This is a genomic window from Reyranella sp. GW821-FHT12G01 (assembly GCF_058806575.1).
The window spans coordinates 2195314-2216942 of sequence record NZ_JBXAPV010000001.1; the positions used below are offsets into that span (position 1 = coordinate 2195314).

Annotated in this window: 20 protein-coding genes; 13 read left to right on the forward strand and 7 right to left on the reverse strand. The window is 65.3% G+C overall.

What is annotated here, in order from left to right:
- The first annotated feature begins 111 nt into the window (after positions 1-111).
- Together AC1RP5_RS10495 and AC1RP5_RS10500 are read left to right on the forward strand one after the other, a co-directional pair.
- Positions 112-1179, forward strand: a complete 1068-nt coding sequence (locus AC1RP5_RS10495) for a tartrate dehydrogenase (RefSeq protein ID WP_493110592.1) — start codon at positions 112-114, stop codon at positions 1177-1179.
- 36 nt (positions 1180-1215) lie between these two features.
- Positions 1216-2202, forward strand: coding sequence for a tripartite tricarboxylate transporter substrate-binding protein (locus tag AC1RP5_RS10500; RefSeq protein ID WP_493110593.1), 987 nt, complete (start codon positions 1216-1218; stop codon positions 2200-2202).
- A gap of 33 nt (positions 2203-2235) precedes the next feature.
- Here the strand turns inward: AC1RP5_RS10500 and AC1RP5_RS10505 are convergent, their stop codons facing one another.
- Positions 2236-3006 (reverse strand): GntR family transcriptional regulator, encoded by a 771-nt coding sequence (locus AC1RP5_RS10505; protein WP_493110594.1) that lies wholly within the window; start codon positions 3004-3006, stop codon positions 2236-2238.
- A gap of 99 nt (positions 3007-3105) precedes the next feature.
- On the opposite strand from AC1RP5_RS10505, the gene AC1RP5_RS10510 reads away from it, so the two are divergent.
- Both AC1RP5_RS10510 and AC1RP5_RS10515 read left to right on the forward strand, forming a co-directional pair.
- Positions 3106-3999, forward strand: a complete 894-nt coding sequence (locus AC1RP5_RS10510) for a TauD/TfdA dioxygenase family protein (RefSeq protein WP_493110595.1) — start codon at positions 3106-3108, stop codon at positions 3997-3999.
- 73 nt (positions 4000-4072) lie between these two features.
- The gene (locus AC1RP5_RS10515) at positions 4073-5041 is read left to right on the forward strand and encodes a Bug family tripartite tricarboxylate transporter substrate binding protein (protein WP_493110596.1); all 969 of its coding nucleotides are present in this window, start codon (positions 4073-4075) and stop codon (positions 5039-5041) included.
- Here the strand turns inward: AC1RP5_RS10515 and AC1RP5_RS10520 are convergent.
- A complete protein-coding gene (locus tag AC1RP5_RS10520; protein WP_493110597.1) occupies positions 5038-6087 on the reverse strand; it encodes an alkaline phosphatase D family protein in 1050 nt (349 codons plus the stop codon). The two genes, AC1RP5_RS10515 and AC1RP5_RS10520, sit on opposite strands and share 4 nt — an antisense overlap.
- A 45-nt stretch (positions 6088-6132) precedes the next feature.
- Between AC1RP5_RS10520 and AC1RP5_RS10525 the strand changes: the two genes are divergently transcribed.
- Genes AC1RP5_RS10525 through AC1RP5_RS10535 form a run of 3 tightly spaced genes read left to right on the forward strand, consistent with a single transcriptional unit; the run spans position 6133 to position 8588 of the window.
- The gene (locus AC1RP5_RS10525; RefSeq protein WP_493110598.1) at positions 6133-6642 is read left to right on the forward strand and encodes a hypothetical protein; all 510 of its coding nucleotides are present in this window, start codon (positions 6133-6135) and stop codon (positions 6640-6642) included.
- Between the two features lie 10 nt (positions 6643-6652).
- Entirely contained in the window at positions 6653-7492 is an 840-nt protein-coding gene (locus tag AC1RP5_RS10530; RefSeq protein ID WP_493110599.1) for a TauD/TfdA dioxygenase family protein, read from the forward strand.
- A 10-nt stretch (positions 7493-7502) separates the two neighbouring features.
- Complete coding sequence (locus AC1RP5_RS10535) at positions 7503-8588, forward strand: SGNH/GDSL hydrolase family protein (protein ID WP_493110600.1); 1086 nt, start codon at positions 7503-7505, stop codon at positions 8586-8588.
- Here AC1RP5_RS10535 and AC1RP5_RS10540 read toward each other — a convergent pair.
- Positions 8562-10325 (reverse strand): serine aminopeptidase domain-containing protein, encoded by a 1764-nt coding sequence (locus tag AC1RP5_RS10540; RefSeq protein WP_493110601.1) that lies wholly within the window; start codon positions 10323-10325, stop codon positions 8562-8564. The two genes, AC1RP5_RS10535 and AC1RP5_RS10540, sit on opposite strands and share 27 nt — an antisense overlap.
- A 155-nt stretch (positions 10326-10480) precedes the next feature.
- Here AC1RP5_RS10540 and AC1RP5_RS10545 point away from each other — a divergent pair, with 155 nt between their 5' ends.
- The 5 genes from AC1RP5_RS10545 to AC1RP5_RS10565 are packed head-to-tail and all read left to right on the forward strand — an operon-like array spanning position 10481 to position 16184.
- Positions 10481-10732, forward strand: a complete 252-nt coding sequence (locus tag AC1RP5_RS10545; RefSeq protein ID WP_493113335.1) for an acyl carrier protein — start codon at positions 10481-10483, stop codon at positions 10730-10732.
- Positions 10729-11889, forward strand: a complete 1161-nt coding sequence (locus AC1RP5_RS10550) for an acyl-CoA dehydrogenase family protein (protein WP_493110602.1) — start codon at positions 10729-10731, stop codon at positions 11887-11889. The genes AC1RP5_RS10545 and AC1RP5_RS10550 overlap by 4 nt, the downstream gene beginning before the upstream one ends.
- The gene (locus AC1RP5_RS10555; RefSeq protein WP_493110603.1) at positions 11886-12809 is read left to right on the forward strand and encodes an amino acid--[acyl-carrier-protein] ligase; all 924 of its coding nucleotides are present in this window, start codon (positions 11886-11888) and stop codon (positions 12807-12809) included. Before AC1RP5_RS10550 ends, AC1RP5_RS10555 begins: the two co-directional genes overlap by 4 nt.
- Entirely contained in the window at positions 12793-13764 is a 972-nt protein-coding gene (locus tag AC1RP5_RS10560; RefSeq protein ID WP_493110604.1) for a DUF1839 family protein, read from the forward strand. The genes AC1RP5_RS10555 and AC1RP5_RS10560 overlap by 17 nt, the downstream gene beginning before the upstream one ends.
- Positions 13764-16184: a glycoside hydrolase family 2 protein gene (locus AC1RP5_RS10565; protein ID WP_493110605.1), complete on the forward strand. Its 2421-nt coding sequence runs from the start codon at positions 13764-13766 to the stop codon at positions 16182-16184. The genes AC1RP5_RS10560 and AC1RP5_RS10565 overlap by 1 nt, the downstream gene beginning before the upstream one ends.
- Here the strand turns inward: AC1RP5_RS10565 and AC1RP5_RS10570 are convergent.
- The 4 genes from AC1RP5_RS10570 to AC1RP5_RS10585 form a co-directional block, all read right to left on the reverse strand.
- The gene (locus tag AC1RP5_RS10570; RefSeq protein WP_493110606.1) at positions 16181-17374 is read right to left on the reverse strand and encodes a CaiB/BaiF CoA transferase family protein; all 1194 of its coding nucleotides are present in this window, start codon (positions 17372-17374) and stop codon (positions 16181-16183) included. The two genes, AC1RP5_RS10565 and AC1RP5_RS10570, sit on opposite strands and share 4 nt — an antisense overlap.
- Complete coding sequence (locus tag AC1RP5_RS10575; protein WP_493110607.1) at positions 17371-18237, reverse strand: HTD2 family dehydratase; 867 nt, start codon at positions 18235-18237, stop codon at positions 17371-17373. Before AC1RP5_RS10575 ends, AC1RP5_RS10570 begins: the two co-directional genes overlap by 4 nt.
- A gap of 94 nt (positions 18238-18331) precedes the next feature.
- The gene (glnA, locus tag AC1RP5_RS10580; RefSeq protein WP_493110608.1) at positions 18332-19738 is read right to left on the reverse strand and encodes a type I glutamate--ammonia ligase; all 1407 of its coding nucleotides are present in this window, start codon (positions 19736-19738) and stop codon (positions 18332-18334) included.
- Positions 19739-19793: 55 nt separating this feature from the next.
- Positions 19794-20132, reverse strand: a complete 339-nt coding sequence (locus tag AC1RP5_RS10585; RefSeq protein ID WP_092828392.1) for a P-II family nitrogen regulator — start codon at positions 20130-20132, stop codon at positions 19794-19796.
- Positions 20133-20331: 199 nt separating this feature from the next.
- Here AC1RP5_RS10585 and AC1RP5_RS10590 point away from each other — a divergent pair, with 199 nt between their 5' ends.
- Positions 20332-21495: an aminotransferase gene (locus AC1RP5_RS10590; protein WP_493110609.1), complete on the forward strand. Its 1164-nt coding sequence runs from the start codon at positions 20332-20334 to the stop codon at positions 21493-21495.
- Positions 21496-21629: the final 134 nt, after the last annotated feature.

Here is a 21629-nt window from a genome sequence, read left to right on the forward strand (position 1 = left end):
ACTCCGGGGTAAACGTGCGTTCATATTGGCGCGGGCACACCGGTGGGGCAATGCCGTGCTTGCATGGCAAAGGCGCGCTGCTACGTTCCGCGCGGTTCGGGAGGATATTCAATGGCCAAGCACAAGATCGCATCAATTCCGGGTGACGGAATCGGTAAGGAAGTTCTGCCGGAAGGCGTGAAAGTTCTGGAGGCCGCCGCGCGGCGCTTCAACTTCGAGCTCGAGTTCACCGATTTCGACTGGTCGTGCGATCGGCTGGTGAAGACCGGCAAGATGATGCCGGAAGACGGCATGGAGCAGCTCAAGGCGTTCGAGAGCATCTTCCTGGGCGCCGTGGGCTGGCCGGGCGTGCCCGATCACGTCTCGCTGTGGGGCCTGCTGATCCCGATCCGTCGCGACTTCGACGAGTACGTGAACCTGCGCCCCGTGCGCCTGTTCGAGGGCGTGCCGTCGCCGCTCGCCAACCGCAAGCCGGGCGAGATCGATTTCTGGGTCGTGCGCGAGAACACCGAGGGCGAGTACAGCTCCATCGGCGGCCGCATGTTCCAGGGCACCGACGACGAGATGGCCATTCAGCAGTCGATCTTCACCCGCAAGGGCGTCGACCGGATCCTGAAGTTCGCCTTCGACTTCGCCAGCACGACGAAGAAGAAGCACGTGACCTCGGCCACCAAGTCCAACGGCATCATCCACACCATGCCGTTCTGGGACGAGCGTTTTGCCGAGATGTGCAAGAAGTACCCCGGCATCAAGGCGGACCAGTATCACATCGACATCCTGACGGCGCATTTCGTGCGCAACCCGGACTGGTTCGACGTGGTGGTCGGCTCCAACCTGTTCGGCGACATCCTGTCCGACCTCGGCCCGGCGCTGACCGGTTCGATTGGCGTGGCGCCGTCGGGCAACATCAATCCGGAGCGCAAGTACCCCTCGATGTTCGAACCGGTCCACGGTTCGGCGCCTGACATTGCAGGCAAGGGCATCGCCAATCCGATCGGCCAGATCTGGTCGGGCGCCATGATGGTGCGGCACCTGGGTTATCCCGAGGCGGCCGAGGCCATCGAGCGAGCCATTGCGGCCTCCCTCGTCGAGGGCGGTCCCCGGACCAAGGATCTGGGCGGCAATGGCGACACTAAGACCGTGGGCGCAGCCATTGCAGAGCTCGTGAAGACGGTGTAGCAGCCGCGTTACAGTTCTACTTGGGAAGGACCCCCGATGAAGAGACGCAACCTGCTGGCCGCCGCCGCGGCCGCCACCCTGGCCGCCGCGCCGCTCGGCGCGATGGCCCAGGCGCCGTATCCCAACAAGCCGATCACCGTCGTCGTGCCGTTCGCGGCCGGCGGCCCGACCGACGCGCTGGCCCGCGTGCTGACTGCCCGTATGGGCGAGGCACTCGGCCAGACCATGATCGTCGACAATGTCGGCGGCGCGGGCGGCACGATCGGCGTCAACAAGGCGGCCAAGGCGACACCGGACGGCTACACGATCCTGTTCACGCACATGGGCACCCTCGCGGTGAACATCGCGCTGTACAAGACGCTGCCGTACGACAGCCAGAAGGACCTCGAGCCGGTCGGCCTCGGCGGCACGAACCCGATGGTGCTGGTGACCAAGAAGGACCTGCCGGCGAAGAACTTCCAGGAGTTCCTGGCCTACGTGAAGGCCAACCAGAAGAAGGCGCAGTACGGCATGGCCGGCATCGGCGCCGCCTCGCATCTGGGCGGTCTCATGCTGAACAGCATGATGAAGGTCGATGTGCTGGAGATCCCGTACAAGGGAACGGGCCCGGCGCTGAACGACCTGGTGAGCGGCCAGTTCGACTACATGGTCGACCAGGCCGTGAACGTGCTGCCGCAGATCCAGGGCGGCAACATCAAGGCGCTGGGCGTCAGCACGCTGAAGCGCCTGCCGCAGCTCCCGGACGTCCCCACGATCGACGAGTCCGGCCTCAAGGGCTACGAGGTCACGATCTGGAACGGCTTCTTCGTCGCCAAGAACACGCCGAAGGAAGTCATCGAGAAGCTCAACAAGGCTCTGGTCACCGCGCTCAGCGACGAGAAGGTGCGTGCGCGCCTCATCGAGCAGGCCGTCGACCTGCCGGAAGCCAAGGACGCGACCCCGGAAGCGCTCCGCGCCCAGCTCAAGGCGTCGATCGACAAGTGGGTGCCCGCGATCAAGGCCGCCGGCGTCGAGCCGCAGTAAACAACGACCCCGTATCGGGAAAGGGCCGCCTTTTCAGGCGGCCCTTTTTCTTTTGGGAGTGGGCGTCGCAGGAGCCGCTGCGAGTTCGGGAAGGCTCCGCAACAGGCTCGCCGTCCGCTCCGGCGACTCCGCCGCGAGATGCGGCAGGATGATCGGATCGCCCGACAGGATGTCGGCCTCGATGGCCTTGCGAACATCGGCCGGCTTGTTGCCGCGCAACGCCTCGATCACGGCGCGATGGGCATGGCGCGGCTTGCCGAGCTTGCGAACCGGCATGTCGAAGATGTGCTGCTTCGGATCGGCGAAGATGTGGCGGTGATAGGGGCCGGTCCGCAGCCAGATGTTCTCGATCATGCCGCACAGCGCCGGCAGTCCGGCGGCATCGTACAGCCTAAAATGGAAGGCGCGATTCTGGATCGTCGCCTGGCGCGGATCGCGCGCGATCTTGGCCTTGTCGAGCAGGCGATGGATCTCCTCCAGTTCGTCGGCTAATCCGGCGCCGGCTTGCCGTGCGCCAGCTTCCGCTGCCATGCCTTCGAGCTGGATGCGAATGGCCCGGAGTTCAAGGAACTCGGCGCGAGTGAGGAGGGGAACGGTAATCGTGCGGCCGGGACCCACGCTCAACACACGTTCGGCGACGAGCTGAAGGAGCGCTTCGCGCACCGGTGTGACACTGGCGTTCAGCCGCTGCGCTACGTCGCGGAAGGTTAGGCGTGCGCCGGGCGCGAGATCGCCCAGCACGATGGCGGACCGGATTTCGCGCAGTACCTGGTTGGCGAGGCTGACATGTTCGACGTGCTGCAAGGCGGCACCGCCTCCCGTGATTGCTTTGACATCGGCGGCAGCGCCGATCCACACTGTTACATGTTATAACAAGAATGCTCCTTAGGGAAAGGAATGGCCATGACCGTCGCCATCAAGCAACTCCACCCTGTGTTCGCGGGCGAAGTGTCGGGCGTCGACCTGACCAAGCCGCTCACGCGCGAAGAAGCGACCACGATCGAAGAGGGCATGAACCGCTACGGCGTGCTCGTCTTCCGCGACCAGAACATCACCGACGAGCAGCAGATCGCGTTCACCAAGAATTTCGGCGATCTCGAGGTCAAGGCCAGGCCCGGCAACATCCGCAAGGCGTCGGAGAGCCGGCTCGGCGCCGGCATCGGCGATCTGTCCAACCTCACCAAGGACGGCAAGATCATTTCGGGCGATGACCGCCAGTGGTTCTTCAAGCTGGGCGACCGGCTCTGGCACTCCGATAGCTCCTATGCGGTGATTCCGGCGAAGTTCTCCGCCTTGTCGGCGCGCGCCATTCCGTCCTGGGGTGGCAACACCGACTTCGCCGACATGCGCGCGGCCTACGATGCGCTGGACGAGCGCACGAAGGGCGAGGTCGAGGACCTGATCTGCGAGCACTCGCTGATCTATTCGCGCGCCGCCGTCGGCTTCACCGATCTCACACCCGAGGAAATCGCCAGCTTCAAGCCGGTGCTGCAGCGCCTCGTGCGCACACATCAGGCCACGGGTGCCAAGTCGCTGTTCCTGTCGGCCCATGCCGGCGCCATTGTCGGCTGGACGATCCCCGAGGCGCGCGCCTATCTGCGCGAGCTGACCGAGCACGCGACGCAGCGCGAATTCGTCTACTCGCACCAGTGGCGGCAGTACGACCTGGTGATGTGGGACAACCGCGCCACCATGCATCGCGCCAAGCGCTTCGACCGCAACGAGGTGCGCGACATGCGCCGTACGACCCTGGGCGGCGATCGTCCGACCGTGGAGCAGCAGGCCGAAGCGGCCTGAGCTTCAGTCCTCGGCAACAATCAAGACAATCGCAGGGCCGGCCCAACGAAGCCGGTCGCAAGGGAGGAATGCCATGCATCGCCGGAGCCTGCTCGCCGCCGCCCTGGGCGGCGTGCCCTTCGCCGCCACCGCCTGGGCGCAGGATTATCCGTCTCGCCCGGTGAAGGTCGTCGTCGGCTTTCCACCGGGTGGTGGCACAGACCTCGTCGCGCGACCGCTCGCGGCGAAGGTCCAGTCACTGCTCGGCCAGTCCTTCGTGATCGACAACAAAGGCGGCGCCAATGGCGGCGTCGGCCTGGAGATTGTCGCCAAAAGTCCGCCCGACGGCTACACGATCGGTCACGTGAACAGCAGCGTCGTGCTGACCAATCCGTTGCTGTATCGCAGCCTGACGACCAACGTGGAACGCGACCTCACACCGATCTGCACCTGCGCCGATTCGGCTGTGGTGCTCGCGATCCCGGCCGACCTGCCGGTAAAGGATCTGAAGGAATTCGTCGCCTTGGCGAAGTCGCAACCGGGCAAGCTCAACTTCGGCTCGGGCGGTCTCGGCAGCGTCGATCACCTGAGCTTCGAGGTGGTGAAGCGCCAGACCGGTATCGACTTCCTGCACGTGCCTTATCGTGGCGGCGGGCCGGCGCTGGCCGACATGCTGGGCGGCCGGGTGCAGCTCATGATCTCGAGCTTCGGCATGTACAAGGGCCAGGTGGATGCCGGCAAAGTCCGCATCATCGCGGTGCTCTCGCGCGATCGTCATCCGGCGCTGCCGGACGTACCGACCGCCGTGGAGCAGGGGTGGCCCAATCTCACCGTTTCGGTCTGGCAGGGCGTCATGGCGCCGGCCCAGACGCCGGCCGCCATTCTCGACAGGCTGGAAGGTGCCTACCGCCAAGCCGTCGCCGATCCGGAAGTCAGTGCGCTGCTGGTGAGCCTAGGCTACTTCCCGATCTTCCGCGGCCGCAAGGAAACCGCTGCCCTGATCCACGAAGAGACCGCGCGCTGGTCCGCGATCATCAAGGAGCTGGGCATCCAGCTCGACTAGGTCGCAATCCCCAGCACATCGAAGGGAATCTCAATGCCGCGGCGGGTGTTGCCGCCGTCGTCACGCAGGGCCAGCAGGAGTTTGCGTTCCCACCAGTCGATGTCGACCACGCCGAAATTGGCGGCGGCATAGATCGCACCGAGACGATTGGGGCCGGCTTCCTTGGCGGCCCAATAGACCATGTTGAGGCCGCTCGACGTGGCCTCGTACAGCGGATAGAGCCCGTCGGGCGTCTCGCGATAGAGCGCGCCGATATGGCGATCGCCTGACAGCAGCACGACGCCCTTGGCGCCGCTGGCGCGGATCGTGTCGATCAGCTTCTGCTTCTCGAGCGGGAAGTTGCCCCAGCGCTCCCAACCATGGCCCTCGGCCAGCACTTGCGTGCTCGACACGATCAGGCGGATCTCGGCGGGCTTGCGCAGCTCGGCATCCAGCCACGCCCATTGCTCGACGCCAAGCATCGTCTTGGCCGGATCGGCGTCGGGGACGTAGCGCTCCTTGCCCGGCGCGCCGCGCTGGTCGGTCGGCTTGAGGGCCGAGCGGAACCAGCGCACGTCGAGCAGGATCACCTGCACGCGCATGCCGTTCGGACCGATGATGCGGGAATCATAGATGCCGTCCCGCGTGCGGCGGACGTCGGTCGCGGGGACGTTCCAGAAATCGAGGAACAGCTCCTTCGAGCGCGCCTTGTGGGGAAACTCCACGCCGCCGTCGTTCAGGCCGTAATCGTGGTCGTCCCAGACGGCGAGGTGGCTCACCGTCTCCCGCAACCTTGCATAGCCCGCGATGCGCGCGGCCTCGTCGTAGGCGCGCTTCAGATCGGCTGCATCCGGTGCGTTGAAGTCGCCATAGACATTGTCGCCGGCGAAGATGAACAGGTCGGGCCGGTAGGCGAGGACGGCCTCCCAGATCGGCTGCGCCATGGTCTGGTTCGCGCACGAACCGAAGGCGATGCGGGACAGGGGCGGGCGGCCCTGCGACAATGCCGTTGCGGGCGCGAGAGACAGGCCGGCCAGGAGCTTGGAAAGCGTGCGTCGTGTGAACATGTTTGTCACTGAAAAGCCAGTATCCGATCTCTAGATTGCAGGTCGATGAAACGCCATCTCAAACGCGCCCTCGAACTGCTGTTCGTGCCGATCGCCGCGGCGATCGTGTTCTTCGAGGAAGTGCTGCTGCACTATCTCGGCGTGGCGATGGCGGCTATTGCGCGCCTGCCGTGGATCGCCCGGCTGGAAGCCTGGCTCGCGAGCCTGCCGCCTTGGGCGGCGCTGATCGCCTTCGTGGCACCCTCGACCCTCGTGCTGCCGGTGAAGTTCGCAGCCTTCTGGTTCGCCCTGCAGGGCAAGTTCGCCCTCGCGACGGTGTCGATCATCGTCGGCAAGATGGTCGCGACCGCTCTGGTCGCGCGGCTCTACAAGGTGCTGAGGCCGACGCTGCTCCGGCTCTCCTGGTATCTCCGGGCGGAGACCTGGGTGTTCACGTGGCGCGACCGCATCTACGGATTCGTCCGCGCGCTGCCGGTCTGGCAGGCCGCCATCTCGATCAGCCGCCAGGCAAAAGCCTGGCTGGCAACATTGGTTTCCCGCGCGCCGTCGCGCTAGGCTTCGAGCCATGATCGAAGTCGTTCCCCTGAAAGCCGCACTCGGCGCCCGCATCGAGGGCCTCGACCGCACCCGCGCTGGCGAACCCGAAACGGCGGCGCTGCTCGCCAAGGCCCTTGCCGAGCATCTGTTGGTCGTCATTCCGGGCAAGCCCATGACGCCGGAGGAGACGCGCGATTTCTCCCGGGCCTTCGGCGAGCCGCAGAAGCAACTGCTGCGCTACAAGCGCAGCGGCGCCGTGCCCGACGTGTCGGTCATGGTCAGCACGCTGATGGCCGACGGCACGACCGACAAGACGGCGATCCGCGCCGAGGACTGGCACACCGACGATTCGTATTTCGCGGTGCCTGCCAAGGCGACGCTTCTGCACAGCATCGAAATCCCGAGCCACGGTGGCTCGACATGGTTCTGCAACATGCACTCGGTGTTGGAAGCCTTGCCCGAGACGACGCGCAAGCGCATCGACGGCATGAAGGCGATCCACGGCTACGACACGCCGCGCGCCCGCAACCGGCCCTCGGCCCGCACGCCGGAGGAGATTGCCGAGACACCGGATGTCGAGCATCCGCTGGTGCGCACGCATCCCGAGACCGGCCGCAAGGGTCTCTATCTCAATCCCAACCGGCTCGACCGGATCGTCGGCCTCGAGCGCGCCGAGAGCGATGCCCTGCTGGACGAGTTGGCCGACGAGGCCCGCAAGCCGCAGCATCATCACGGCCATGTCTGGACCGCCGGCGACGTCGTGGTGTGGGACAATCGCGCCACGATGCACCGCGTCGTCATCGACTATCCGGTGGGCGAGAGGCGTATCATGCATCGCGTGCTGATCGAGGGCGACCGGCCTTATTGATGGCCTGGCATTGATGATAAGGCCGGCCTCGTCGCGCCGGCGCTCGTTGTGGGCGGGGCTGGCGCTCGCCGCAACCTCCGTCGTGCTCTGTCTGCTGGCCGCTGAGATGGCCTTGCGATGGCGCACCTCCACAAGCCTTCTCTGGACCTATCCCAACTTCATCCAGCTCGACCTTCAGTCGGATGCATTGGAGCGGCCGCAGCTCCGCTACGACCGCGAGCTGGGATGGGACCTGCAGCCTGGCGCCTCAGGCTTCCTTGCGGGCAAGCCGATCACGATCTCGGCCGACGGGATGCGCCACCATACGGCAACGGCGAAGGAAGGGAGCGGATCGCCGATCCTGGCGATCGGCGATTCCTACACCGAGGGCTACGCCGTGGCCGACGACGAGACCTGGCCCGCCCATCTCGAACGCGACACCGGCCGTCGCGTCCTGGCCGCCGGCGTGCGCGACTACGGGCTCGACCAGATGGTGCTCAAGGCCGAGCGCCTCGTGCCGGCGGTCAAACCCGGGACAGTCGTGCTGGCCTTCATCGCCTCGGACATCGACCGTGCCGCGCATGCGGTCCACAACATGCGGCACAAGCCGTGGTTCGTGGCGGCGGGAGCAGGGCTCGAATTGCGTAATGTCCCGGTGCCGACCGCGCCATTCACCGGACCTTTCACGCTTGCACGCCGCATCCTCGGCCGGTCCTACCTGCTGCACTTCATCATGAACTGCTTGGGTGCCTACGAACTCTGGCACGGCGATGCGGTGGCGACGGGCCAGGATGCCGATCTCGTCTCGTGCCGGCTGATGGACCGGTTCGCATCGCTCGTCCGTCGCGAGAAGGTCGAGGCGCTGGTGGTGGCTTTTCCCCGATACGAGGATTGGATCTGGCCACGGAACGGGACGACACAGCACAAGCGTGTCGCCTCCGTGCTCGATTGCGCGGCCAAGGCCGGACTGCGGACGCTCAATACCTACGAGGCCTTCGAGAAGGCCGGCGTTGCGCAGGATCCGGAAGCCTTCTTCGTCGACTGGCACTTCAACGACCGGGCCAACGGACTGGCCGCCCGATCGATCGCGTCAGTCCTGGCCGCCGGCTCGCGCTAGCCGGGCGGGCGACCCGCCGACGAAGTCGACCATCTCGGCATTGGCATCGCGACGGCTCTCGGTGGAGATGAGGGCGTGGTCCATCCGCGGAACGACGCGCATCTCGGCGCCACGGTAGCGCGCCAGCGCATCCGGCTCGAGCGTGAATTCACGCCGGAACATTTCCAGGTCTTCCTTCGCCGGCGAGAAGAGGAAGAGCGTCCTGACGCCGCGCGAGGACAGATCGGAAAGCGCCGTTTGGGCGAAGGAGAGCTTGCGGATGAGGCCGATGGTTCGCCCGATCCGCCGGCTGCCCAGGCGCGCCGACCGCAGGCCGCGAACCCAGAGCGAATGCAGAGCCGTGCCCAGGTCCACACGCCCCCGAAGCAGCGTGCGCCAGCTCTGCGAGCTGAAAAGCTTGCGGAGATAGAACAGCGGCGTCATGCGGCGATGGTCGAGATAGGTGATCTCGTCCGGCCGGCGCGGCAGGGTGAACAGCGGCTGGTTGACCAGCATCAACCCGCCGACGCGACGCTCGGCAAGCGCGGCATGGAAGGCGTGGTAGGCACCCGAGCAGATGCCCTGGACCGTGAACTTCCGATACCCCTTGGCCTGCAGCGCATCGATCATCGCGCGGACGTCGGAGGTCCGGTCGGTGAAGGAATGGCTGATGACATTTTCCTTGCCCGGCGGGCCGAGACTGTCGCCGAGCCCGGCGAAGTCGGCACGCAGCGAGGAGATGCCCGACCGGGCGAGCCGTCGCGCCAGTTCGACGCCCTGGCGCGATGCGCCGTAGCGCGGATCTCGCCCGCCATTGACGATGATGACGACCTGGCTGGACGGGCCGCTTTCGGGATCGCAGACAATGCCGAACAGGCGGCTGCCCGACCCGAAGCGCAAGGTCGTCTCGACGCAACCGGCAGGGCGAAGCGTCGCTGCCTCTGGCACGATCGTCAGGGGACCCGTCTCGACGGTCGACAGCGCGGTCGCGGGAAGAGATTCAGTTACCCAGTCCAGCACCTGGCGGAAGGTCGGAAGCTGGACCGCATCGAACGTGGGATGGCCGATCAGGGAATCGAGATCGCTGTTCCAGCCAAGATTTCTCGCGTCGCCGCCCGCACGTCGCCAGGAGGCCAGGCAGTCTTCCAGATGCCGGGTGTCCGCGCGGGCAAACATCGCGACCTTCAGACCCGCCTTGGGTGCGATGGCACGAAGGTCGACGGCCGCGATCTGGGCGATCGTCGTCGCATTGAAGCGGAATTCCCCGACCTCGATACCGGCACCCGCCGGCAGGACGTGGCCACCGTGCAGTTCGGCGTCGAGCGTCAGTTCGCGAAGGTAGGAACGGCCGCTCACCGTCGGCTCGAAGAAGAGGAGGCCGGCCACATCATCGCGCCGCGAAGCCGCCAAGGTGGCCAGCATGGCTCCGGCCCGCATGCCGCAGATCAGTAGCTTCTGAGCGCCGCTCACCGATTTCAGCCAGTCGGCCGCCGAGTCGACGCTTTCCTGCCAGGCAGTCCAATGACCATCGGCTTGCTCGACGGCGCGATCACAGGAATCGCCAGTGCCCGGATACTGGAGCCGCACGGTCCAATAGCCGGCCTCGGCCAATTTGTCGGCGAGCACCCGCAGCCCGCAGTAGGCGACGAGCTCGTCACCCAGCAGGCCGGGGCAGATCAGAACCGCAACGTCGCTCGCGCGAGCGCCGGCAGGCACGTGCAGCCACCCGAAGCAGTCTTTAACCGCAATCGGCGTCATTTTTCCCTATACGACCCACAAACGCCTCCGGATTTCCCACGACCCGTGCAGCGTCAGCAAATTGATTTGTTCCCATCGGCAGAATATCCTAAACCGCAGGAATTGCTTGCGAATTCTCGATTCGCACACGCTGGGAGTTTACGGTGTCATCGCCGTTGAAGGTTCGAATCCGAACCGTGCTGAAGACTGCCGGTAGCCTGCCGGCCGGGATCGATATGCTTCGGGACGATGCCGATCTGCACGCGGCGGGGCTGACTTCGCACGCCACGGTCAGCCTGATGCTGGCGCTGGAAGAGGCCTTCGATATCGAATTCCCCGACCGGCTGCTGCGCCGCAAGACCTTCTCCAGCATCGACGCCATCGCCGAAGCACTCACCGAGATCGGTGTGAGGGAAGAAGCGGCATGACGCCGTGGCTCGCCGCGGCCCGCGCGGTGGGAAGCGAAATCGCCGCCCGGCATGCCGACGACGTCGATGCGCGGGCGCGCCTTCCGTCGGAAGCCCTCGCGGCGTTGAAGGACAGGAAACTCCTCGGCTTGCTGGTGCCCGCAAGCGAGGGCGGATCCGGCGCGGGCATCGGCGACGTCGTGGCGATCTGCCACGAACTCGGCCAGCATTGCGCCGCCACCGCCATGATCTATGCCATGCACCAGATTCAGGTCTCGTGCATCGTGCGGCATGCCGGCAACAATCCATGGCTGCGCGCTTTCATGAAACGGCTGCTCGACGAGCAGCTGCTTCTTGCGTCTGCGACCTCTGAGGCGGGTGTCGGCGGCGATGTGCGATCGAGCGTCTGTGCGCTGGACGAGAAGCGGGGCCGGTTCACGCTCATCAAGCAGGCGCCGGTGATCTCCTACGCCGACGCCTGCGACGCGATCCTGGTGACGGCCCGCCGCACGCCCCAATCGCCGGCATCCGATCAGGTGATCGTGGTCATGCCGCGCGCCGGTGCGGACCTGCAGATCCAGGAAAGCTGGGACACGCTGGGTATGCGCGGCACCTGCTCCAACGGCTATCGGCTGGCGGCGGAAGGCGAGATGGCCCAGGTCATTCCCGTGGCTTATGCCGACGTGTCGGCGCACACCATGCTCCCGACCTCGCATCTCGTGTGGAGTGCGCTGTGGCTGGGCATCGCCACCGAAGCGCTGGCGCGGGCGCGGGCGTTCGTGCGTGCCGAGGCCAAGCGGAAGCCCGGCGTGCCGCCGCTCGGCGCGCCGAGGCTGGCGGCGGCCATGGTCGACCTGCAGTCGATGAAGAGCGATCTTCTGTCCTGCCTGCGCCGGTACGAAGCCGCGATCGGCTCGGAGGATGAACTGTCGGCGCTGCCGTTCGCCGTGACGATGAACAATCTCAAGCTCGGCAGCTCGCAGGCTGCGGTGAAGATCGTCGAGCAGGCGATGCTGGTCTGCGGCCTTGCCGGTTACCGCAACGATTCGCCCTTCAGCGTGGGACGCCTGCTGCGCGACGCGTATTCGGCGATCGTGATGGTGAACAACGATCGCATCGTGGCGAACAATGCCAACCTGGCTTTGGCTTTGCGGGACGACCCGGAGCTGCTTTCGTGAGCGAGGCTGCCGCTGCAGCCTACAGGGCCTTCCGCGACGAATTGCTGAACCATGGCCTGCTGATATCGATGGGCGTCGATGGCCTGTTTGGCCGCAGCGGCGCCTTCGAGCACGTGGTGGAGCGGCTCAACGTGGCGATCGGCACCGTGGGCGATCCCGACAAGCCCGAAGTCATGCGGTTCCCACCCGGACTCGGCCGCCTGCAGCTTGAGAAGAGCGGTTATGTCAGGAGCTTTCCGCACCTCGCCGGTACGGTGGCAAGCTTTTCCGGCTCCGACGACGATCACGCCGCACTTTTGGACAGGCTTTCCAAGGGGGAGGACTGGACAGGCTCCCAGCGGCCGACCGAAGTCGCGCTGACGCCGGCCGCCTGTTACGGCGTCTATCCCGCGATCGCCTCGCGTGGTCGTCTTTCCAGCAGCGGTGCGCTGGTCGATGTCTACACCTGGTGCTTCCGGCACGAGCCCTCGATCGATCCGGCGCGGATGCAGATGTTCCGCCAACGCGAGCATGTCCGCATCGGCACACCGCAGCAGATCTCCGCCTTCCGGACGCTGTGGCTCGAACGTGCCGGGGCCCTCGTCGAATCGCTTGGCCTGCCGTGCGCCATCGAGGTCGCGAACGATCCGTTCTTCGGCCGGGCCGGGCGGCTCCTCGCCAGCAACCAGCGGGAAGAGCACCTGAAGTTCGAGCTGCTGATACCGATCGTGGCGGAAGGGCCGCGCACGGCGTGCGTCAGCTTCAACGACCATCGCGATATGTTCGGCCGGGCCTGGAGCATCGAGACGGAGGCGGGTGAGATCGCGCATACGGCCTGCGTCGGCTTCGGCGTCGAGCGCCTGACACTCGCCTTGTTCAAGCACCACGGCTTCGCCATTGGCGAATGGCCGGGCAGCGTCCGCCATGTCCTCGGCCTCTGACGGCATCGACCTTCTGGGATTGAATGCCGCGACCTGGCGGCCGAGCGTCCTGCATGGCGGCGATCGCATCTGGCCGGAGACCAACTGCTACATCGACGTGTGGGTCGAGTTGTTGCCCGCACTGGGTCATCCCGTCGAGGCGGCGCTTTCCTTCACCGTGCTGCAGGATTTCGAGGGCGATCACTTCACCTTCTTCAAGTTCCCGCTGGAGGACCTGCAGGCCCTGTTCGGCCTGACGGTGCAGGAACTCGCGATCTTCGATTCGGTCGAGGCACAGTCGATGGCCCAGCTTCGGCGTGGCCGGCCCGTCCTGGTCGAGGTCGATGCCTTCTGGTTGCCCGATGCCGGCGACGCCTATCGCAAGGGACATGTGAAGACCAGCATCGCCGTGATCGCTCTTGATCCGGAGCGGCGACGCCTGGGTTACTTCCACGGCACCGGCTACTACGAGCTGTCGGGCGAGGACTATGAGGGGCTGTTCCGGCAGCCCGCCGTGCTTTTTCCCTACGCCGAGTTCGTGAAGCGAGACGGCGGGGCACTCAACGGTGCGGCATTGCTGGAGATGTCGCTCTCGCTGCTGCGCGGTCACCTGAAGCATCGGCCACGCGGGAATCCAGTCGGCGAATGGCGCATGGCGCTGCCTTCGCATCTCGAGCAGCTCAGCCTTCGCGACATCGCCTATTTCCATCTCTATGCCTTCAACCTGCCGCGCCAGCTTGGCGCCAACTTCGAGATGCTCGGCACCTATCTCGATTGGCTGGGTTCGAAGGGCGTGAACGGCCTCTCCGAAACAGCGTCCGCCTGCCGACGCATCGCCGAAGGCGCCAAGGCTGTACAGTTCCAGCTTGCGCGCATGGTCCATCGCCGGAAGTTCGACGCGCAGGCCGTCAATCTCCAGGCCCTGGAAGACGACTACCACGCCATCTTCGCGACGCTAGGCGAGCGGTTCGCCTGATGCTGGGCTTCACGCCGCTCGGCCACGGATGGCAGCTTGCTCTTGTCGCCGCAGGATCGACACGGGCGCCGGAAGAATTGCCGGCCGGCTTGGAGTGGATCGCCGCCCCGGTGCCAGGCACGGCGGCACAGGCATTGCGGGATGCCGGCCAATGGAGGCTGGAGGAGCCACGGCCTCTCCACGACAAGGACATCTGGTACCGGACACGCTTCGAGGGGCGTGGCAGGCGCTTGCTGCGCTTCAATGGGCTCGCGACGCTGGCGGAAGTCTGGCTGAACGGCCGCTCGATCCTGGTCTCCGACAACATGTTCCTGTCGCATGAGGTCGACGTCGAGCTGATTGGCGGCAACGAACTCGTCATCGTCTTTCGTTCTCTCGATGCCGAGCTTGCGCGCCGCAAGGGCAGGGCGCGCTGGCGAACCTCGCTGGTCGAGAACAATGCGCTGCGCCAGGTGCGCACGACGCTGCTCGGCCACATGACCGGCTGGCAGCCGCCCGTCCATGCGGTCGGTCCGTGGCGGACAATCGAAATCGTGGAGCAGACGACGTCTCTGCGCGTGAGGACTGCCGATATCCGGGCCACGCTCGACGGCGATGATGGCGTGCTCGAGGTTACGCTCAACCTCGAAGGCCAGGGATCGCAGCCGCCGGCGCGTCTGGAGGTTGCCGGGCGTAGTGCATCGCTCGAATGGACCGCAGAGGGGCGTCTTCACGGACGGATGTGCCTCGCTGACGTCGAGAAATGGTGGCCGCACACGCACGGCACGCCGTTCCTCTACAACGTGCGTGCCAGAGTCGGAGATGTCGAGATCGAGCTCGGCCGGGTTGGCTTCCGATCGGTCGAGATCGATCGCGGCGCCGACGGTCGGAGCTTTACGCTGCGGATCAACGGGCTGCCGATCTTCGCCCGCGGGGCGTGCTGGAGCACTGCGGATCTGGTCACGCTGGCAGCCGATCGCGAGACGCTGTCGCCATGGCTTTGCCAAGCGCGCGATGCGCACATGAACATGATCCGTGTCGGCGGCACGATGACCTACGAGAGCGACGACTTCTTCGCGCTGTGCGACGAACTCGGTCTGCTCGTCTGGCACGATTTCATGTTCGCCAACATGGACTATCCGATCGCCGATCCGTCGTTCCGGCAGAGCGTCGAGCGCGAAGCCGACCAGTTCCTGGCGCGCGCAAAAGCCCATCCGTCGCTCGCCGTCCTGTGCGGCGGCAGCGAAATCGCACAGCAGGCGGCGATGCTCGGTCTCCCGCCAGCCCTGTGGAACAGCCCGCTCTGCGACGAGATCCTGCGCGGCATCGCCGGCGCGCGCTGCCCCGATGTCCCGTTCGTCGCACAATCGCCCGAAGGGGGAGATCTGCCCTTCCAGGTCGATACGGGGGTGTCGCACTACTACGGCGTCGGGGCCTATCGGCGTCCCCTCGAGGATGCGCGGCGCGCCGATGTCCGGTTTGCCGCCGAATGCCTGGGCCTCGCCAACACGCCAATCGGTCCGGCCACCGTCACCGATATCGTGCCGCGCGATCGCGGCGCCGACTGGGATTTTGCGACAGTACGTGACCACTATCTCGAATTGCTCTACGGCGTCGACGCATCGCGATTGCTGGCCGAAGACCCGGTGCATCATCGCCGGCTGTCGCGCGCCGTGTCGGCCGATCTCATGGATGCGGTGATCGGCGAATGGCGGCGACCGGCATCGACGTGCGCTGGCGCGCTGGTCTGGATGCTGAAGGACCTGAGTCCGGGCGCCGGTTGGGGCGTCATCGATTCAGCCGGCGTTCCCAAGCTCGCCTGGCATGGCTTGCGACGCGCCTTCAGGCCAGTCCAGGTCGCATTGACGGATGAGGGCCTGAATGGCCTCGCCGTGCACCTGACCAACGACACGGCGGAGTCGTTGCAAGCCAAGCTGTCGCTGATCTGCCTTCAGGCTGGCGACGTGGTGGTGATGCGGCGTGAATGCGACGTCGCCCTGCCGGCGCGCAGCGCGCGGACGATGACCTCGGCCGAGCTCATAGGCTCCTTCTTCGACATCACCTACGCCTACCGCTTTGGCGCGCCATCGCTCGAACTGACGGCCGTGACCTTGTCGGACTCGACCACGGGTGCACGCCTCGCAGATGCCACGCACTTCCCCCTGGGCCGATCCGCGCTTGCGCACGATCCCGGGCTGTCAGCGACGCTGGAGCGGGACGGAGCAGGGTGGGCTGTCGTGATCGAGGCGGCGAAGTTCGCGCCCTGCATCCAGATCGAAGTGCCGGATTACCGGGCGGACGACGAAGGTTTCCATCTACTGCCCGGCGAACGGCGGCGCATACCGCTCCTGCCAGTCAGCCCAACGAACGAACGGCCGGCCGGCGAAGTCCTGTCGGTCGCGCCACGGCGCGGCCGTACCGCAAGCGTGCGCTTCGGTTAGCGCACCGCGCCCGACGCCCGCATTGTCTCGATCTCGGCGTCGCTGTATCCGGCGCCGGCGAGAATGGCATTCGTATGCTCACCGAGTGAGGGAGCATGCGTCTCGACAGCCCGCTCGCCACCCGAGAACTTGTTGGCCCGTTTGGATCGACGGATGCGGCCCTCGCTAGGGTGATCCTCCGGCTGGAAGAAGCCGACATCGCTGAGATGCGGATCTGTCAGCAGGTCGTCGATCGTGTTGTAACGCGCCGCCGGCACGTCGGCCTTGTCGAAGATTTCCAGCCATTCCTCGGTCGTCTTCTTCGCGAGACCTTCCTTGCGGACGACGAAGTAATCGGCGGCATTCTTGGTGCGCGACGCGGCGCTGTCGAAGCGCGGATCGGTCTTGAGTTCCGGGCGGCCGATCGCGTCGAAGAAGGCGAAGGCCTGGTGGTTGGTGTTGGGGCCGACCGTGATGTAGCCGTCCTTGGTCGGCAGCGGCCGGTAGTCGGGGCTGAGCAGGCGGTTGTCGCCGGTCGGTCCGACGGGCGGATCGAAGGTGGCAGCGCCGAGGTGCTCGCTCGACACGAACGAGGCCATGTTCTCGAGCATGGGCACGTCGATCGCCTCGCCCTGGCCGGTCTTCTCGCGCCGATAGAGCGCGAAGCCGATGCACTGGGCGGCGATGAGGCCGGTCGTGTGGTCGCTCATCACCATCGGCACGAAGCGCGGTTCGCCGGTCGCGCGTTCCAGCGTGCCGGCAACGCCCGACAGGCTCTGCACGATCGGATCGTAGGCGGGGCGGTTGTAGTACCGGCCGCCGCGTCCGAAGGCGAGGATCGAACAGTGGATCAGCTTCGGGTTCTTCTTCGTCAGGCTCTCGAAGTCGAGGCCGGCGCGGTGCAGGGCCTCGGGGCGCACGTTGCTCACGAACACGTCGGCCTTCGCGATCAGCCGATGAAGTGCTGCGAGCCCGTCCGGGTTCTTGATGTCGAGCACGATCGAACGCTTGTTGCGGTTGAAGTTGATGAACTTGCCCGACATGCCGGGATTGCGGCTGCCCTGCGCCATGGTGCGCAGGAGATCGCCGCCCGGCGCCTCGACCTTGATGACCTCGGCGCCGTAGTCGGCCAGCGTGCGCGTGCAGATCGGCCCGACGACCACCGTCGTCAGGTCGACCACCTTCACGCCCGAGAGTGGGCCGCCACTCACGCCGCGAACTCCAGGTCCATCTCGCCGCAGAGCACGCCGTTCTTGTCGGCGGCCCACAGCTTCAGCTTGCCGTCCTTCTGTTCCTCGCCGCGCACCTCGATGAGGTCGCCGACCCAGAGCGGATGGACGAGGCGGGCGGTGTAGCCGGTCAGCTCGCCCTTGGCGTGCTTGAGCGCCGCGTCGACCATCAGGTGCATCGAGAGGCCGCCGTTCGAGACGATGGCCGGGTAGCCTTCCTCGCTGCGCGTGTAGTCGCCGTCATAGTGGATGCGGTGGGCGTTCCAGGTGATCCCGCCGTAGCGGAAGTTGAGCGTGTTGGTGAGCTGCGTCGTCTCGGTCCAGGACTGGTCCTTGCGCGCCTGCGCCGCGACCGTCGCCGTGGTCTTCTGGCCCGGCGGCACGGCGGGGCGGTAAATCGCGTCGAACGTGTCGGAGGCGATGGTCTTGCCGCCCTGTTCGATGGTGTGGCGCATCGTCAGCACGAAGATATCGCCCGAACGGCCGGTCTTGGGGACGATGTCGGCGACCTCGGCCTTCTTGATCGCCGGCTCGCCGGCCTTGAGGCGACCCATGACCTGGACGCGGCGGCCGGCGCCCATGCGGCGCGGCATCGGGATCGGCGGCAGGACGATGCCCTTGTTGGGATGGCCGTCGGGGCCGAGTTCGCCCTGGCGGACGGTCTCGGCGAAGAACACGGTGAACCAGTGCGGCGGCAGCTCCTGTCCGCGCTTGATGCTGTCGGGATCGACATCGAAGGTCGCGGCGACGCGGCGGACGGCCATCATGCCGATATCGTCCTCGGTCGTGCGCACCCGCCCGATCCAGGGGCGCAGTGTCTCCATCGCTTCGTCCATCCAGCCCATGTCAGTTCCCTCAGAAGTTTTGCGGCGCGCATCCTCCAACAAAAGAAGGGCCCGCAACAGCGGGCCCTTCCATGATCCGAAAGATCGGAAAAGATCAGATCGAGTAGTACATCTTGTACTCGATCGGGGCCGGCTGGTGTTCCCAGTTGTAGACCTCTTCCCACTTGAGTTCCATGTAGGCGTCGATCTGGTCGTCGGTGAACACGCCGCCCTTGGTGAGGAACGAGCGGTCGGCGTCGAGGGCGTTGAGGGCCTCGCGCAGCGAACCGGCGACGGTCGGAACCTTCGAGAGCTCTTCCGGCGGCAGGTCGTACAGGTTCTTGTCCATCGGGTCGCCCGGATGGATCTTGTTGTTGATGCCGTCGATGCCGGCCATCAGCATCGCCGCGAAGGCGAGGTACGGGTTGGCCGACGGATCGGGGAAGCGGACCTCGACGCGCTTGCCCTTCGGCGACGACGCGTAGGGGATGCGGCACGAGGCCGAGCGGTTGCGCGATGAGTAGGCCAGGAGCACCGGCGCCTCGAAGCCCGGGATCACGCGCTTGTAGGAGTTGGTGCTGGCGTTGGTGAAGGCGTTCAGCGCCTTGGCGTGCTTGATGATGCCGCCGATGTAGTACAGCGCCGTCTCCGACAGGTCGGCGTAGCCCGAACCGGCGAACAGCGGCTTGCCGTCCTTCCAGATCGACTGGTGAGTGTGCATGCCCGAGCCGTTGTCGCCATAGAGCGGCTTCGGCATGAAGGTCAGCGACTTGCCGTAGCTGTGGGCGACGTTGTGCAGCGTGTACTTGTACTTCTGCACGTTGTCGGCCGTCTTCACGAGCGTGTCGAAGCGGAAGCCGAGTTCGTTCTGGGCCGGGGCCACCTCGTGATGGTGGATTTCCATGACGATGCCCATGTCGGTGCAGACCGACATCATCTCGGCGCGCAGGTCGTTGTGCGTGTCGACCGGCTGGACCGGGAAGTAGCCGCCCTTGACGCCCGGACGATGGGCCAGGTTGCCACCCTCGACGGCGATGCCGGTGTTCCATGGCGATTCGTTCGACGAGATGCTGTAGAAGCTGCCCTGCATCTGAACGTCGTAGCGGACGTCGTCGAACACGAAGAACTCGAGTTCGGGGCCGAACACGGCAGTGTCGCCGATGCCCGACGACTTCATGAAGGCTTCAGCGCGCTTGGCGGTCGAACGCGGGCAGCGGGCATAGAGCTGGCCGGTCGAGGGCTCGACGACGTCGCAGTTCACGATCAGCGTGGTCTGGGCCGAGAAGGGGTCGAGCACGGCAGTGGACGGATCCGGCATCAGGATCATGTCCGACTCGTTGATCGCCTTCCAGCCGGCGATCGAGGAGCCGTCGAACATCACGCCGTCTTCGAAGGTGCCTTCGTCGGTGGCGGACGCCATGCGGGCCGTGTGCTGCCACTTGCCGCGAGGATCGGTGAAGCGGAAGTCAACGAACTTGACGTCCTTTTCCTTGATCAGCGCGAGAACCTGTTTGGCATCCATAGTCGGTCGTCCCTCTACTTGTGGTTTACTGCTTCAGCCCCCAAAGGCCGGGTCCTCATACGGCGGCGTCACCACGCTCACCAGTACGAATTCGGATCGCGTCGTCGATGCTCGACACGAAAATCTTGCCGTCGCCGATGCGACCGGTATGCGCCGAACTGCGGATCGCTTCGACGGCCTTCTCGACCATCTCGTCCTCGATGATGAGCTCCAGCTTCACCTTCGGCAGGAAATCGACGACATACTCTGCGCCGCGATAGAGTTCGGTATGGCCCTTCTGCCGGCCGAAGCCCTTGGCCTCGAGAACCGTGATGCCTTTCAGGCCGATCTGGTTGAGTGCGTCCTTCACCTCATCGAGCTTGAAGGGCTTGATGATCGCTTCGATCTTCTTCATTTGGCTTAAGACACTCCGCACGCAGGCACCGGGCCCTCCCGGCGGGAAAGCCCGTATGACACACCAGGAAGCACATTCCATGCCAAGATTTTCCACAGGCTGATGCGGGAAATCCTGATTCAGTCTGGCTGTTTAACGGGCGGATTGATCAAATTATCGGCAAATTAATGAACAATAGTTAAGCAGTAGAGAATTCCGCATGAAATCCGCAAACTCCACGATGTCCGGCCTTGGAACGACAGTGTTCGAAGTCATGTCGGCGCTGGCGCGCGAGCATCAGTCAGTCAACCTCGGCCAGGGCTTCCCCGACGACAAGGGTCCGGAGGAGGTGCGGGCGGCCGCCGCGGATTTCCTGCTGAACGGTCACAACCAGTATCCGCCGATGATGGGCATTCCCGAGCTGCGTCAGGCCGTGGCGGAGCATGCCAAGCGCTTCCAGGGCCTCGATGTCGATTGGCAGAGCGAGGTGCTGGTCACCTCGGGCGCCACCGAGGCGCTGGGCGACTGCCTGTTCGGACTGATCGAGCCGGGCGACGAGGTGGTGCTGATCGAACCGCTCTACGATTCATATCTACCCATGGTCCGGCGGGCAGGGGGCATCCCGAAGCTGGTGCGCCTCGAGCCGCCGAGCTGGCGCCTGCCGAAGGAAGAGCTGGCCGCAGCCTTCGGGCCCAAGACCAAGCTCATCCTCTTCAACACGCCGATGAATCCCTGCTCAAAGGTCTTCGATCATGAGGAGCTTTCGTTCATCGCCGATCTTTGCCTCAAGCACGATGTCTATGCGATCTGCGACGAAGTCTACGAACACATCATCTTCGACGACCGGCGTCACATCTCGATGATGACCCTGCCGGGCATGCGCGACCGCACGGTGCGCATCGGTTCGGCCGGCAAGAGTTTCAGCCTGACGGGCTGGAAGGTGGGCTACATCACGGCCGCGCCCGAGCTGATGAAGGCGATCGCCAGGACCCACCAGTTCATGACTTTCACGACGCCACCCAACCTGCAGTGGGGCGCCGCCACGGGCCTGCGCCTGAACGACAACTACTTCTCGACACTTGCATCCGACATGCAAACCAAGCGCGACCGGCTGGCCAGCGCTCTGGCGGAGATCGGCTTCGACGTGCTGCCGGCGCACGGGACCTATTTCGTGACGACCGACTTCCGTCCACTGGGCTTCAACGGAAGCGACGAGGATTTCTGCCGCCATATCACGGTGGAAGCGGGCGTGACGGCCGTTCCCGTGAGCGCATTCTATCAATCGCCCGAAGCGCCCCGATATTTCGCGCGTTTCTGCTTCTGCAAGCATGACAGCACGCTCGACAGCGCCATCGAGCGACTGAGCCGGCATTTTCGCAGGTGAGCCCCTAGTATTTGCACTTTACGGGACCTAGGATGCAATTGTAACGATCCGCGAGGCGATAGACGCTTTCGAGGCGTAGTATTTTTGCATCGGAATTGCTAATATCACCCGTTCGAGCCCCTTGGGCAGCAATG